Source organism: Pseudomonas sp. 58 R 12 (assembly GCF_900005865.1).
Classification (GTDB): domain Bacteria; phylum Pseudomonadota; class Gammaproteobacteria; order Pseudomonadales; family Pseudomonadaceae; genus Aquipseudomonas; species Aquipseudomonas tritici.
Genome location: NZ_CVTP01000015.1, coordinates 62,154 through 74,371, shown reverse-complemented (window position 1 = coordinate 74,371; position 12,218 = coordinate 62,154). Strand labels below are relative to the sequence as shown.

General features: G+C 59.6%; 9 protein-coding genes, 4 tRNA genes and 1 pseudogene. 8 read left to right on the top strand and 6 right to left on the bottom strand.

Annotation, left to right across the window (positions count from 1 at the left end):
• Window positions 1-55: 55 nt before the first annotated feature.
• Window positions 56-1,114 (top strand): annotated as a pseudogene (locus BFP95_RS30300) (methyl-accepting chemotaxis protein); the annotation flags it as partial.
• Window positions 1,106-2,023, top strand: a complete 918-nt coding sequence (locus BFP95_RS30295; protein WP_371914456.1) for a methyl-accepting chemotaxis protein — start codon at window positions 1,106-1,108, stop codon at window positions 2,021-2,023. The pseudogene BFP95_RS30300 and the gene BFP95_RS30295, both read left to right, overlap by 9 nt.
• Before the next feature lie 36 nt (window positions 2,024-2,059).
• On the opposite strand, the gene BFP95_RS08730 is transcribed toward BFP95_RS30295, so the two are convergent.
• Window positions 2,060-2,872 (bottom strand): alpha/beta fold hydrolase, encoded by an 813-nt coding sequence (locus BFP95_RS08730; RefSeq protein ID WP_065909862.1) that lies wholly within the window; start codon window positions 2,870-2,872, stop codon window positions 2,060-2,062.
• A gap of 117 nt (window positions 2,873-2,989) precedes the next feature.
• Window positions 2,990-3,760: a hypothetical protein gene (locus BFP95_RS08725; protein WP_065909860.1), complete on the bottom strand. Its 771-nt coding sequence runs from the start codon at window positions 3,758-3,760 to the stop codon at window positions 2,990-2,992.
• Between the two features lie 359 nt (window positions 3,761-4,119).
• Here BFP95_RS08725 and BFP95_RS08720 point away from each other — a divergent pair.
• The 4 genes from BFP95_RS08720 to BFP95_RS08705 all read left to right on the top strand — a co-directional run bounded on the left by BFP95_RS08720 (window position 4,120) and on the right by BFP95_RS08705 (window position 4,534).
• Window positions 4,120-4,195 (top strand) — tRNA-Glu (locus BFP95_RS08720).
• 4 nt (window positions 4,196-4,199) lie between these two features.
• A tRNA-Gly gene (locus BFP95_RS08715) sits at window positions 4,200-4,275 on the top strand.
• Window positions 4,276-4,379: 104 nt separating this feature from the next.
• Window positions 4,380-4,455: transfer RNA gene (locus BFP95_RS08710), tRNA-Glu, on the top strand.
• 3 nt (window positions 4,456-4,458) lie between these two features.
• A tRNA-Gly gene (locus BFP95_RS08705) sits at window positions 4,459-4,534 on the top strand.
• A gap of 140 nt (window positions 4,535-4,674) precedes the next feature.
• Here BFP95_RS08705 and BFP95_RS08700 read toward each other — a convergent pair.
• On the bottom strand, window positions 4,675-6,414 hold the full coding sequence (locus BFP95_RS08700) for a dipeptidase (RefSeq protein ID WP_065909858.1): 1,740 nt from the start codon (window positions 6,412-6,414) through the stop codon (window positions 4,675-4,677).
• 138 nt (window positions 6,415-6,552) lie between these two features.
• On the bottom strand, window positions 6,553-7,194 hold the full coding sequence (locus BFP95_RS08695) for a hypothetical protein (RefSeq protein ID WP_065909857.1): 642 nt from the start codon (window positions 7,192-7,194) through the stop codon (window positions 6,553-6,555).
• 89 nt (window positions 7,195-7,283) lie between these two features.
• Here BFP95_RS08695 and BFP95_RS08690 point away from each other — a divergent pair, with 89 nt between their 5' ends.
• Window positions 7,284-8,216: a LysR family transcriptional regulator gene (locus BFP95_RS08690; protein WP_065872635.1), complete on the top strand. Its 933-nt coding sequence runs from the start codon at window positions 7,284-7,286 to the stop codon at window positions 8,214-8,216.
• Window positions 8,217-8,307: 91 nt separating this feature from the next.
• Here the strand turns inward: BFP95_RS08690 and BFP95_RS08685 are convergent, their stop codons facing one another.
• Window positions 8,308-8,715 carry a PA2817 family protein gene (locus BFP95_RS08685; protein ID WP_049709191.1) on the bottom strand — a complete coding sequence of 136 codons (408 nt, stop codon included), beginning with the start codon at window positions 8,713-8,715 and terminating at the stop codon, window positions 8,308-8,310.
• A 189-nt stretch (window positions 8,716-8,904) separates the two neighbouring features.
• Entirely contained in the window at window positions 8,905-11,352 is a 2,448-nt protein-coding gene (locus tag BFP95_RS08680) for an acyl-CoA dehydrogenase (protein ID WP_065909856.1), read from the bottom strand.
• Between the two features lie 158 nt (window positions 11,353-11,510).
• Between BFP95_RS08680 and BFP95_RS08675 the strand changes: the two genes are divergently transcribed.
• On the top strand, window positions 11,511-12,170 hold the full coding sequence (locus tag BFP95_RS08675) for a transglutaminase-like domain-containing protein (RefSeq protein ID WP_065872633.1): 660 nt from the start codon (window positions 11,511-11,513) through the stop codon (window positions 12,168-12,170).
• Window positions 12,171-12,218: the final 48 nt, after the last annotated feature.

Genomic DNA, 12,218 nt, shown 5'->3' with positions numbered 1-12,218 from the left:
CGCCTGAGTTAACCGGGCTTGATGGCATCTGCCATTGCAAGAGGATTCAAGTGCAATGATTTCGGCCGTGCAACGACATTTCGCCAACCTCGGTATGGCAAAGAAACTGGGCTTGGGCTTCACGCTGGTATTGCTGCTGACCGCGTTGGTCGCGGCCATCGGCGTGTGGTCCCTGCAATCCGTTGGGCAGCGTTTTGAAGGCCTCAAGGCCATGTCTTCGCTCAACAGCGGCCTGCTCAAGGTGCGCCTGATCGAGCAGGACTACGCGTTGCATGCCGACCCCAAGGCCGTCGATGCCCTGCATGAGAGTGTCGATACCCTGGCAGCGCTCGCGGCCAGCCTCAAGGCTCAATCGCCCGCCAACGTGCCGGTGATGACCGATGTCGAGCAAGCATTGGCGGAATACCGCAAGGCATTCGATGAGTTTGTCGAATTGACCCAGACCAAGGACCTGGCCTTGGAAATGGCCAGTTGGTCGGTGTCCAGCGTGGCGAACAACCTGGACGTCTTGCAGGCCGGGCTGGCAGATGACGGTGCCTATGGCCTGAAGGAAAGCCAGGGCAAGGAGGGCGCTGAGTTTATCGAGCAGGCGGGACAGGTCAGCCAAGTCTCACGCTTGATGTTGCAAGCCATGAACGAAGCCCATGTGCGTCTGGATCAGAGCCGCAAAGTGAGCGAGGAAGACACCGAGCAGGGCAAGATCGAGCAGGCGGACCAGGCCCTGGTGCAGGTCGAGCAACTGAAGACCTCGGTCAAGGATTCGGGCTACCAGACCGTGCTCAACGAAGTCTCCGGGCATATCGCCGGGTTCAGTGAAAAGCTCGGCGAATACACCGGCCTGCTGGCGCAGGAGAAAGTGGTCTACAAACAGTTGCATGATCGGGCGGAGCAAGTGGTCAGCCGGGTTAACCAGGCTTACAGCGCCGAAGATCAGTCGATGCAGGCGCAGTTAAAGAAAAGCGCAGGGCTGATCATCGGTTCTTCGGCCCTGGCACTGCTGGTAGGGTTGATTGCGGCGTGGGTGATAACCCGATTGATCGTTGCACCGCTGCGCAGTGTGATCGCCGTGGCCCAGCAGATTGCCGCCGGCGACTTGAGCGGGCGCATGGAAGTCAGTCGTCGCGATGAAATCGGCCAGTTGATGCAGGCGATGCAGCAGATGGGCAGTGGCTTGAGCCAAATGGTCAGCGGCCTGCAAGCCGGTATCGAACAACTGGCCAGCTCGGCGCATTCATTGTCCAGCGTCACCGAGCAGACCAATATCGAAGTCAGCAGCCAAAAAGAAGAAACCGAACAGGTTGCCACGGCGATGAACCAGATGACCGCCACCGTGCACGACGTGGCGCGCAATGCCGAAGAGGCTGCGCAAGCCGCGCAGACGGCGGACGACAAAGTCGACAGTGGCCAACGGGTGGTGCGCCAAAGCCTGCAGCGCATCGAATTACTGGCCACCTCCAGCACCAGTGCCAGCACCAGCATCGAGAGCCTGAGCGCAGAGATCCAGCATATCGGCACCGTGTTGAGTGTCATCAAAAGTGTGGCGGAGCAGACCAATCTGCTGGCCCTCAACGCAGCCATCGAAGCCGCCCGCGCAGGCGAACAGGGGCGGGGTTTTGCGGTGGTTGCCGATGAGGTACGCGCGTTGGCCAAGCGCACCCAGCAATCCACTGAAGAAATCGAGCGGCTGGTCAGTACCCTGCGCAGTGCGGCGCAGTCGTCCGTGCAGCAGATCCAGCAAAGCGGCGAGCTGGTGAAGCTGGCAGTCAGCGATGCGCTGGAAACCGAAAGCGCCCTGGGCAGCATCGCGGCGGCGGTGTCGTTGATCCAGCAGATGAACCAGCAGATTGCCGCTGCGGCCGAGGAGCAAAGCTCGGTGGCCGAAGAGATCAACCGTAGCGTCACCAGTATCCGTGCCAGTGCGGATCAGTCGGCGCTGAGCATGCAGGACAACGCGGCGTCGAGTATTCAACTGGCGCAGTTGGGTGCGGAGCTCAAGGGTATGGTGGGGCACTTCCGCCTGTGATCGTCGCTTGCTGGCTGCGATCACAGGGGAAGGCGGTCAGGCGTGGTTGGCCAGGAAGGTCAACAGCGCTTCGTTGACGAAGTCCGGATTTTCTCGGGCGCTGATATGGCCGGCCTGCGGGATCAGGATCAGGCTGCAGCCGATCAGGGCGGCCATCTCCTCGGACTCGGCGGGAGGGCGCGGTTTGTCCTGTTCGCCACACATCACCAAGGTCGTGTCGGCATCCAGACGTGGCAGCTGCTCCAGCACATCCTCGCGACTGAAAATCAACCGGCCCAGAGGCACGATGCTGTGCACCAGGCGCTCTCTGGAGTAACTCTGCAATTGCTTGCGGAAGTCCTGGTACAACGCTGATTCACGATCGATGCCTGGGCGGAAGAAGATCGGCGCGATCACATCCAGCAAAGGTTCAGGGATGGCGCCGGCGTCTTCGATCATCTTGAACAGCGAGAAATAGTATTGGCGCGTGGCCTCGGGCTCGGCGGCGAGGTAGGTGTCCATCAGCACCAGGCTGTTGACGCGTTCGGGTGCGAGCAACGCCAGCCGCGCGCCCCACATGCCACCGACCGAGAGACCCACCAGGTTAATGTGCGCGATGTCCAGCTGGTCCAGCAGGGCCAGGGTTTGGCGTGCCAGGTCGTCGAGGGAATGGGTTTGCGCCGGCAACTGGCCGGATTCGCCATGGCCCCACAGCTCGGGGACGATCACGCGGTACTGTTGCGACAGGGCTTCGATCTGCGGTGACCACATGTCGCGGTCCCACAGGTAGCTTGAGCCCAGCAGGACGACGGGGCCGGAGCCCTGGTCGACGTAGTGCAGCGGTTTTCCATCAATGACGGCGACAGGCATAGCAGGCCTCTGACTTCACGGAGTGAGGGGCACTTTTTTACGCTAGTCGAGGGGCGGGGGATAGATGCAAAGTGATGGCATGTGGCGAACAGGGTTCGCCACAGGGGGAGGGGCCAATCAGTCGTAGATGGCTTTTTTCTTCCATTCGGCGTCGGCGTCGACCACTTTGAGGCCTTCGGTCAGCTCGTTGACCTCGTCTTCGGCAGGCTTGCTGTTGGTCAGTACCGTGGAGTTGGCGCGGACCAGTTGGGCTTCCAGCTGTTGCAGCTGTGCGCTGTAGATCACCGGCTCCGGTTGTTTGCGCAGGTACTGCACGCCACGTTCGAATGCCAGGCGTGCCTGGCCCGGCTGGCTTTGCTGCAAGGCATGCTGGCCGAGGTTGTTGAAGAACTCGATATGCAGCAACACCAGAATATGGCGGATTTCCTTGATCCAGTGCTTGGCCTCGTTGGTCGGCAGGAAACCGTCCTGGGCAGCGCGGGTGACCTGGCCGTGCAGGGCTTCGAGCAGGAAACGTACGTCCTTGGCCTTGGCTTCGGTCTGGATCGGCGCGGGCGGGTTGTTCACCGGGATCGATTCACCCTGGGCCACCAGCGTATTCAGCTCGGCAATGCGGGCCTTGATCGGTGTGCTGGTCTTGTTGAGGTTCAACAGCCGCTGGTTAACGTTGAGCTCCAGTCGGGTCAGCAACAGTTTGAGCGCCGGGGTCATCAACTGGCCGGGAAAGGTCTCGGTGATCTCACCGCAACGGCGTAGCCGATCATTGAGTTCGATTTCGGTACGTTTCTTTTCCAGCTTGTTGTTTTCCACCACGTGGTTCATATAGCCAATGGCAATCAGGATGGCGATAACGGCTATTACCAACAGGGTGATCATGAGTGGTGTCACCGGTGTGACCTCTTTATAGGGTTTACAGTGGAGTGTAGTGACTGGGCGTTGCGGCGGATAGAACTGATCGACCAGTTGCCCAGGTAGTTTGCTTCTATATAGATAGGCGTTCCCTGCATGGATGCACATTGCCATCATTTGCCGGAGTGAACTATAGCGTCTTGTCGGGCGCCAGAATATAGGCGTCAAAGCCCGAACGGGCATAACGCCCGCACAAGCCCGGAAAGCAGGGGGAAGTCATTGATTTAAATAAATTTATCCTTGGGGGTTGACGACCTTTCAATCCATCCATAGAATGCGCGCCACTTACAGCGTAAAGCACACAGCGAAACGCGGTAGGGAGTGAATGTTGTACGTGTGTCCCCTTCGTCTAGTGGCCTAGGACACCGCCCTTTCACGGCGGTAACAGGGGTTCGAGTCCCCTAGGGGACGCCAATATGCGGGAATAGCTCAGTTGGTAGAGCACGACCTTGCCAAGGTCGGGGTCGCGAGTTCGAGTCTCGTTTCCCGCTCCAAATTTAAGCAGTGTTGCTCTCGGGCGACACTGAGTGAAACCAGGGCATGATCTTTGGATTTAATCTCTGGGCACTGAAATACACACCATGTGTTTCAGTAGCGTGTCCCCTTCGTCTAGTGGCCTAGGACACCGCCCTTTCACGGCGGTAACAGGGGTTCGAGTCCCCTAGGGGACGCCATTTGCGGGAATAGCTCAGTTGGTAGAGCACGACCTTGCCAAGGTCGGGGTCGCGAGTTCGAGTCTCGTTTCCCGCTCCATATTCAATGAAAACGCCGATCAGAGATGATCGGCGTTTTTGTTTGCGCGCTCGAAAAGGCAGGCGTGATATCGCGTAAGGTTTGCGATTTATCGCTTTGCTCGAATCAAGGGCTCGCCATTGCGGCGAGCCCTGGTAACGTCAGAGCTTCGGCAACTGCCCGATACGCCCCATCATTTCCGTGACGATCTGCAAGTCCAGCAAGAACTGGTCGACCGTCTTGAACTCATTGTCGGTGTGCCCGGTGTATTTCACTTCCGGGCGTGCCAGGCCGAATTGCACGCCGTTGGGCAGCTCGTGCACGGACGTTGCGCCGGCCGAGGTACCGAACTTGTGCGCCATGCCGAGGTTTTCGCTGGCCACTGCCAGGAGGGCTTTCACCCATTCACCTTCCGGGTTGCGGAACATCGGTTCGGCCACCGAGTAGGTGAAGTCCACCTTGACCTTGGTTTTCTTGTCCCAGGCGCTTAATTTATCGGCGATTTCTGCCTTGAGTTTCTCCGGGGATTTGCCCTTTGGCACACGCAGGTTCACCGCCAGTTTGAAGGCTTTGTCATCCAGGCCGACAAAGGTCAGCGAGGTGGTCAGCGGCCCCATGAGTTCGTCAGAGAAGCCCAGGCCCAGCTTGCCGCCGAGGTAGTCCAGGCCCCAGTTGTCAGACGCATAACGAGCGGCATCGGTAATGTGGTTGTGCTTGAGGGCGATTTTGCCGTCGATGCTGTGGATCAGCTCCAGCATGCGCGATACCGGGTTGATGCCGGACTCCGGCTCGGACGAGTGAGCCGAAACACCAGTGACCGTCAGCTTGACGTCTTTACCGTCGACCTTGGCGGCGACCTCGAAATCACCGCCGTTACGCTTGGCATATTCAGTGCCGGCCTTTTGCAGGCTGGCGGCCAATTCAGCAGGTTTGTCGCTGACAAACGTTGCAACCGAGGCCGACGGGATCTGGTTAGTCGCCATGCCGCCGGTCATCGAGATAATTTCCGCGCCTTTGCCTTCACCCTTGCGACGCGGGAACGTCGCCATCACCGTGCCGTAGCCTTTTTCGGCAATCACCACCGGGTAGCCGCCATCCAGCGCGAGGTTGTATTGCGGCGTCGGGTTCTTTTCAAAGTAATACGGAATTGCGTCGCCGGAGGTTTCTTCGGTGGTGTCCACCAGCAGCTTGAAGTTACGCGCCAGCGGCAGCTTCTCTTCCTTGATGACCTTCATGGCATACATGGCTACCACAATGCCGTTTTTGTCATCCTCGGTGCCACGGCCGTACATGCGGTCGCCGATCCGTGTGACTTTGAATGGGTCAAGTTTGGTGCCGTCTTTCAGCACCCAGTTTTCCGGCGTTACCGGTACCACATCGGCGTGGGCATGAATGCCGACCACTTCATCGCCGCTGCCTTCCAGGGAAATTTCGTACACACGATTATCGATATTGCGGAAATTCAGGTTGAAGGCCTTGGCCAGGTCCTGGATCTTGCCGGCGATCTTGATAAATTCCGGGTTTTTATACTGCGGTACACCGTCCACATTGAACGTCGGAATTTCCACCAGCTCTCGCAGGGTTTCGAGCGCAGCCTTGCCGTATTTCACTCGGGTATAAATGCCCAGCAGGCGGTGGATTTCGTTTTGCTGCTCGGCGCTCAGGGTTTTGTTATCCAGGAACGCGCTGATTGCCGGCCCCACATCGCCGGTTTTGCCCAACTCCCCCTTGGCCAGAGTAGCGAGGAAACCACGAAAGTCAGTGACTGAGGTTTCGCTGAAATTTTTCAGAATCACCGTGCTTTGAGCGGGGGTGATGTTGGCGAAGGCGGGGGCGCAGATGGCCGAAAGGCTCGCTGCAACCAGGGTGGCGGCAACCAGGTGCTTGAGTGGAAAGTGCATTGTTAGAAGCATTCCTTTGCAGGTAGTGAGTAGGAGGTTTCTGATCGATCTGTCAGAAACATTTCCACACACTACCATCACCCCGCTTGAGAGTGGGAGCGCCAATCCCATGAAGTGTCTGCCAAATGGGTGGGGAGATCACACCGCTATGACTTCGCCGATGCTATAGCGCACCGACAGCGCGCCCTTTTTCTCCGATAGCGCCAGGATGCGGATCTGGCCCAATACACTCAATGTTTGCACGTGCGTGCCGCCACAGGCATAGGCGGGCAATTCACCGAAGCCGACTTCGCGGGTGCCGTCGTCCAGGTTTGTATGGCGAGAATAGTCGGCGCTGATCCATCGGTTGACCTGCTCTTGAATCAGTTCGGCCTCCATGGCTTGTGCGGCTTCGCCACGGATAAAAGTAATCTTGCCTTCGCCGGGCCAGTGGTGGGCCTTGATGGGCATCCATCCCAGGGTTTCGCCGGCATTGCCAATCAAGTGCCCTGCCGAATGCAGGCGCGTATGCAGGGCCCGACGTTGCTCGTTGACCCGAGCGGTGATCGGGCCGGGCGGCAGGGGGTGATCGACGTAATGCACCACGCGGTCGGCGTCCTGGCTGACTCGCAGTACGTTGCTCTCACCGAGCCAGCCAGTGTCGCAGGGCTGCCCGCCACCTTGGGGATGGAAAATCGTCGACTGCAAGGTGACTGCAAAGTGATCCTCATGCGGGGTGCAACTCAGCACTTCAAGCTCGGCAGTCAGGTGATCGTGGGTGAAAAACAGGCGCTCGGTCATTATCTACATCCGCATAGGGGTTCTACCGACAGTATAAATAGTGCGCAACTGGGTGATAATCTGCCCAATCTTCAATGGACCTGTGCACCATGAGCATCAATCTACCTTTGCCGCTGCTGGGCGAAATGGCGATTTTCGTCAAAGTGGTGGAGGCCGGCAGCTTCTCCGAAGCCGCCCGGCAAATGGGCGCTTCACCCTCCTCGGTGAGCCGCAGCATCTCGCGCCTGGAGAAAGCCCTGGCGACTCGGTTGCTGCAACGCACCACACGCAAATTGCGCTTGAGCGAGGGTGGCGAAGAGGTGTTCAAGCGCTGCCAGGAAATGGTCAGCGCGGCGCGTTCGGTGATGGAAATCAGCGGGCAGTTCACCCATGAAGCCGAAGGGCTGGTGCGGGTCAGCGTGCCCAAGGCGGTGGGGCGGTTTGTGGTGCACCCGCACATGCCGGAGTTCCTGCGGCGTTATCCCAAGGTCGATGTGCAGTTGATCCTTGAGGACCGGCCGGTGGACCTGATTGATGACAATGTCGACCTGAGTATTCGCATCACCGACAGCCCGCCGCCGGGGTTGGTGGGTCGGCAGTTACTGCCTATCGAGCATTTGTTGTGCGCGACGCCGCAGTACTTGGCCGAGCACGGTACGCCGGCCCATCCTCATGATTTGCTGGAGCACAGTTGCATCTACCTGGGGGAAACGCCGGGGGATTCTCGCTGGAAGTTCCGCCAGGCCGGCAAGGCCGTGACGGTTGCCGTGCGCGGGCGCTATGCGGCGAACCATACGGGTGTGCGCTTGGATGCGGTGTTGCAGCATGTAGGGATTGGCAGCTTGCCGTATTTCACGGCGCGCCATGCCTTGGAAGAGGGGCGGTTGGTGCAGGTGTTGGCGGGGTGGGACTTTATTGCGTCCTACCATGGCGAGGCATGGTTGCTGCATTCACCCACGCGGTATCTGCCACCGAAGTTGCGGGTGTTTATTGATTATCTGGTGGAGTGTATGGCGAAGGAGCCGACACTGCGCCGACGGTAGATGTGGGAGCTGGCTTGCCTGCGATGCAGGCAACTCGGTCTGCAGTTAAACCGAGGTGATGCCATCGCAGGCAAGCCAGCGCCCACAGGAATCAGTGCTTGCTCTGGTCTTGTGGCATGGCCAGCAGCTGTTTTTCCCGGTTCCAGTCGAATGGTTCGTCGTTTTGTTCGGCTTCGAAGCGACGTTCTTCCAGGGCCTGGTACAGGTCCAGTTCTTCGTCGGGCATAAAGTGCAGGCAGTCACCGCCAAAGAACCACAGCAGGTCGCGCGGCACTAAGTGGGCAATTTGTGGGTAGCGTAGGATGACTTGGCTCATCAGGTCCTGGCCCAGGTATTGGCTTTCGATCGGATCGATCGGCAGCAGGGCGCGCAATTCGTCAAAACGCTCCAGAAACAGCGTATGGCTTTCCTCGGGCACCTGCTCGGCTTCGCCGACGGCAACCAGGATGCTGCGCAAGTGGTCGAGCAAGACGAGATGATCGGCAACGATGTTGGACACGAGATAAGTCCTCTAAAGCAAAAACGGGCGCGAGAGTATATGCCTCGGTGCCCTGCCTCACAAATACGATTCATTTTGACGAGTGGCTGTTGTTGTCAGGCAACGCAGCGTGGCGACAACAGACGCCGTCAAAATGGATCAGTATTTGTGAGGCAGGGCACTTTGCCCGTATTTATATGACCGCTGGGGTCAGCGGACTTTACCCTCAGCCTGGGTCAGCTCTTCCTTGCTGAAATCATCCACGTCGATGACCTTGCGCCGTGCCGCTTCGGCATCACGCAACGTTTGCGCCTCAGCCGGTTGCAGTACCCCGGCGTGCAGCGCGGCGTCGATGGCATGTTCCCCGGCAGCCGGTTTGACCTGGCCGCTTTTCAACGCGGTGTGCAGTTTTTTCTGCAGCGGGTGGCTCGCGCCGAGCAGGTCGTAGGCATGTTGCAGGGCACCCACTGGGTCTTCCGCCGATTGCGGGCGGTAGCAGCCGGCGAGCAGTTCTTCCAGGGTTGGGTCGCCTTTGGCACGGCCGATTACCGCAGCCACTTCGGCATCCAGTGCATCGGACGGACCGGTATGGCGACGCCCGAACGGGAACACGATCACCCGCAGCAGGCAGCCCAGGACCTTGTTCGGGAAGTTGCTCAGCAGTTCATCCAACGCCCGCTCCGACTCGCCGAGGCTCTCTTCCATGGCCCAGGTGAACAGCGGTTGCAGATGATCCGGTGAATCCAGGTCGTGATAACGCTTGAGTGCGGCCGAAGCCAGGTACATATGGCTCAGCACATCACCCAGGCGTGCCGACAGGCGTTCGCGGCGCTTCAGCTCGCCACCCAGCAGCATCATGCTCAGGTCGGCCAGCAGCGCGAACGCGGCAGCCTGACGGTTCAATGCGCGGAAATACCCCTGGCTCAAACGGTTGCCCGGCGCTTTCTCGAAACGACCTACGCCCAGGTTCAGCACCAGAGTGCTGGCGGCGTTGCTCACGGCGAAACCGATATGTTGCATCAGCAGGCCGTCGAATTCCTTCAGCGCCTGGTCATGGTCTTCGCGACCGGCCAGGGCCATTTCCTTGAGCACGAACGGATGGCAACGGATGGCGCCCTGGCCGAAGATCATCAGGTTGCGCGAGAGGATATTCGCGCCTTCCACGGTGATGAAGATCGGCGCACCTTGCCAGCTGCGGCCCAGGTAATTGTTCGGGCCCATGATGATGCCCTTGCCACCGTGCACGTCCATGGCGTGGCCGATGCACTCGCGGCCACGTTCGGTGAGGTGGTATTTGAGGATCGCCGACAGTACCGAAGGTTTCTCCCCAAGGTCCACGGCATTGGCGGTCAGCATGCGCGCGCTGTCCATCAGCCAGGCGTTGCCGCCGATGCGGGCCAGGGCTTCCTGGATACCTTCGAAGGCCGACAGTGGTACGTTGAACTGTTCGCGCACCTGCGCATATTGGCCGGTCACCAAGCTGGTGAACTTGGCGGCGCCGGTCCCTACGGCGGGCAGGGAAATCGAACGGCCTACCGACAGGCAGTTCATCAGCATCATCCAGCCCTTGCCAAGCATTTCCTGGCCACCGATGAGGTACTCCAAGGGAATGAACACATCCTTGCCGGAGTTGGGGCCGTTCATGAAGGCGGCGCCGAGGGGGAGGTGGCGGCGGCCGATTTCCACGCCGGGGGTGTCGGTCGGGATCAGCGCCAGGCTGATGCCCAGGTCTTCTTCTTCACCCAGCAGGTGGTCCGGGTCATGGGCCTTGAAGGCCAGGCCCAGCAGGGTCGCGACCGGGCCAAGGGTGATGTAGCGTTTTTCCCAGTTCAAGCGCAGGCCGAGGGTTTCCTTGCCTTCCCATTCACCTTTGCAGATCACGCCAGTGTCGGGCATGGCGCCAGCGTCGGAACCCGCCAGCGGGCCGGTCAACGCAAAGCAAGGGATGTCATCGCCACGGGCCAGGCGCGGCAGGTAATGGTTGCGTTGTTCGTCGGTGCCGTAGTGCAGCAGCAGTTCGGCCGGGCCGAGGGAGTTGGGCACCATCACGGTAGACGCGAGGTCACCGCTGCGGGTGGCAAGTTTCATCGCGACCTGGGAGTGGGCATACGCCGAGAAACCCTTGCCGCCATATTCCTTGGGAATGATCAGCGCGAAAAAGCCGTGGGTCTTGATGTGTTCCCAGGCAGCCGGCGGCAGGTCCATGGCCTGGCCGATTTCCCAATCGCTGACCATGGCGCAGAGTTCTTCGGTCGGGCCGTCGATAAAGGCCTGTTCTTCTTCGGTCAGTTGGACCTTGGGATAGGCCAGCAACTTGTCCCAGTCAGGGCGACCACTGAACAGCTCGCCGTCCCACCAAACGGTGCCAGCGTCGATGGCGTCGCGCTCGGTTTCGGACATCGGCGGCAGGACTTTCTGGAACCAGCTGAACAGCGGCTTGGTGAAGTATTGGCGGCGCAGATCGGGTAGCAACAGTGGCGCGGCCACAACCGCGATCAACACCCAGAAGATCAGCAGCAGCCAACCCGGCGCGTGGCTCCAGGCGCCCATCGCCAGCAAGTAGACGGCGACCACGCCCAAGGCGGGCAGGGGGGCGACGCGGCGGTGTGCGAGGTAGGCAATGCCGACCACCAGCACCAGTATCCACAACAACAGCATATTCAATCCTCCGTGAAACCAGGGGCGAAACCACCAGGGAGCTTAGTCGGCATCCGAGCAAGCGGGGTGATCAGGGTGTAACGAGATTTGGCCGATTCGTCGTTAACTCCACGGCAGGCCTGTGGTTAGACTCCAGGCTTCCTTTGGAGATAACACTCATGGATACCTACCTGAGTCCCAGCCGCTTCATCGATAGTGACCACCCTGCGGTGGTGGAGTTCGCCGAAAAACATCGCGGAACCCGTGCGAACTTAAGTGACCAGGCAGTCAGCCTTTACTACGCCGTGCGTGAGGCGATTCGCTACAACCCCTACACCTTCAGTCGCGATCCAGACACATTAAGTGCCAGCTTCGCCCTGTCCACCGGCGAAAGCTACTGCGTGCCCAAGGCCACGTTGCTCGCGGCCTGTGCCCGCCACTGCGGCATCCCGGCGCGCATCGGCCTGGCGGACGTGCGCAATCACTTGTCGACCCCGCGCCTGCTCGCCTTGCTCAAGAGTGACGTGTTTGCCATGCACGGTTATACCGAGCTTTACCTGAATGATCGCTGGGTCAAAGCCACGCCCGCGTTCAACAGGCAACTGTGCGATGTGTTCGACGTGCCGCCGCTGGATTTCGACGGTATCAACGACAGCGTTTTCCACGCTTTCAACCGCCAGGGCCAGCGTTCGATGGAGTACGTGATCGACCATGGGCAATTTACTGACGTGCCCGAGGCGTTTTTCTTCGCCCATATCCAGCAGTGTTACCCGCACCTGTTTGCCGAGGATATGCCGCCCCTGCTTGGCGATATGCACAGCGATTTAAGCCGCGCCTGAACCGGCGTATGCTGCTGCGTTCATCCAGCCATGTTCATCAACAATAAA

Coding starts and splice junctions, on each gene's coding strand:
- BFP95_RS30295 (WP_371914456.1), top strand. CDS start 1,106: ATGGAAGTCAGTCGTCGCGATGAAATCGGCCAGTTGATGCAGGCGATG.
- BFP95_RS08730 (WP_065909862.1), bottom strand. CDS start 2,872: ATGCCTGTCGCCGTCATTGATGGAAAACCGCTGCACTACGTCGACCAG.
- BFP95_RS08700 (WP_065909858.1), bottom strand. CDS start 6,414: ATGCACTTTCCACTCAAGCACCTGGTTGCCGCCACCCTGGTTGCAGCG.
- BFP95_RS08695 (WP_065909857.1), bottom strand. CDS start 7,194: ATGACCGAGCGCCTGTTTTTCACCCACGATCACCTGACTGCCGAGCTT.
- BFP95_RS08690 (WP_065872635.1), top strand. CDS start 7,284: ATGAGCATCAATCTACCTTTGCCGCTGCTGGGCGAAATGGCGATTTTC.
- BFP95_RS08680 (WP_065909856.1), bottom strand. CDS start 11,352: ATGCTGTTGTTGTGGATACTGGTGCTGGTGGTCGGCATTGCCTACCTC.
- BFP95_RS08675 (WP_065872633.1), top strand. CDS start 11,511: ATGGATACCTACCTGAGTCCCAGCCGCTTCATCGATAGTGACCACCCT.